Source organism: Pseudomonas sputi (genome assembly GCF_021603585.1).
GTDB classification, from domain to species: Bacteria; Pseudomonadota; Gammaproteobacteria; order Pseudomonadales; family Pseudomonadaceae; genus Aquipseudomonas; species Aquipseudomonas sputi.
Map to the genome: position 1 here is coordinate 1 of NZ_BQHI01000055.1, position 1,848 is coordinate 1,848.

The 1,848-nt window shown below is 54.8% G+C and carries 1 protein-coding gene and 1 pseudogene; both read left to right on the plus strand.

The window, feature by feature from the left end; genetic code table 11:
• Window positions 1-197: hypothetical protein (locus L6D81_RS29235; RefSeq protein WP_236182995.1), on the plus strand; the 197-nt coding region annotated here is incomplete at its 5' end.
• Between the two features lie 265 nt (window positions 198-462).
• A pseudogene (locus L6D81_RS29240) lies at window positions 463-1,848 on the plus strand (hypothetical protein); the annotation flags it as partial.

Here is a 1,848-nt window from a genome sequence, read left to right on the forward strand (position 1 = left end):
GGGCCGGTACTGCTACCAAGTCCCTGACGCCCGGCGGCCAGTGGTGCGTGATTCGACAGTCCATCACTGACGATGCAGGCGGTGCGACGATTTCCGATTCGGTAACGAGCCATCGGTTCGAGGTCGATTCCGCGCCTGCAAGCGAGCATCGGCCGATGATTTCACCACCACCCGAAGCGACTAAACCCGGTTGCTGATAACAGCGACGGGGATCAAGTTACGGGGCAACGCCAAGGCGCACAAGCCGGCGGATTCTGAGGGATTTGTAGGCAATGGAACAAGCGATCGTAGCCCGCTGTTACGACTTGCAGGACGCTGCCGGACTGGGGTGTGGGAAGAGTTACCGCTTGTCGGGACTGTCAGAATTGTCAGGTGTCATTTGAGGTTGTACGGGCATTCAATGTCGCTAGTTCCGGCTTTGAAGGTGCGCGGGACTTCATTCGGTTAGTCGAGGAACAGAACATGGAAGAGTTTGAAGAGGGCACCGATGAAGCCAGCAGTCAGTTACCCGACTCATTGAACGATCGCGAACGGGGCATTGAACAACGAGTCACTATTGAAGCCACAAGAGAAAACTCACCAGGTGTAAAAGCCTATATCGACATACTGGCCAGGTGGGACAACAACGGACGGGGTGTTACGTTTAATACGTTTCGATATTGGGCTACCAATAACGGTCGGAACAAGGGCAATCTTTCCCTGCATGCGGGTGGCAACCCTGAATGGCACCCGGAGTGGGACGACATTGGCTGGCAAGACGGGCAATGGCATAAGCACGAATACGAAGGCTGGGTAGGGACGGTTAACTATCTAGTCTCGATGTCCTGGTACTGGCGGTACGACCAGGCAGGGGGCGATGTAACACTTCTGGGGAATCACGTTTTCAATTACCTGCCTGCACCCCCTCACATTCCTGCTCCTCCAAAAGTTGTGCAGGACAAAACATTTACTATCAGAGGAGTAGGTGCCGCAGAGATGTCGGCATCTATTGTTGTCCGTGATGCCGATGACGCGAGCAGGGCCTTTTATGGTCGAGTACTCAATGAAAAAGGTGACTGGGAAGCGGTGCTAACTATTCAAGAATGGAAGGGTTACATGTCCTTCTGGACATTACAGGTTGTCAATGGCATCTATGTTTCTGAGCGTTCACCGACACTGACCATCGCCCTTCTCTCCCCTGTGGTCGTCACCACTCCAGAACCAAATGCTGTCATCAGCGAGCCCAGGCCAACCCTTATAGGCAGAGGCCACGACCTCGCCCGGATTCAAATCTACGAAGCGGATAGCGGCACGGTTCTCTACGGCTCGGGGATTGTTAGAGACAGACAATGGAGCATTCAGCTGAGTGTTCCGTTACCCAACCGCCCATTCGTTTTTCATGTCATGCAAATTTATGACGAAGCGGTGAACTGGTCCGAAAAGGTGCCCGTTTTTGTGCGGCTCAAGCCAGATCGCCCCGTCATCACCAGCCCTGGGGCCAATTCACTTCAGAACAGAACGTTCCGGGTAAGCGGCACTGGCGGGTTGGCCGGAGCCAAAATGGAGGTACTCCTTGACTTGAACCATGACGTCAAAGTCGGTGAGGCTCCGGTCACTGGCGACAACTGGAGTGTGGATGTGACGGTTGAACCGGGTCGGCGTTCGCTGGTTGCCCGACAGACTGATAAAAATGTTCCGTCCGACGTCAGCCCCCCCCGATCCTTCGACATCCGTCCTCCCGTATTGACCAACATCGACGTCACTTTCCCGTCCGGCAGGTCGATCAAGTTTGCAGGTGCAGGTCTTGATGGCGCCACTGTGGAAATCAGAGTGATCAACAGCCCTGTTCCCGTGCCTGCGCCGTTGACG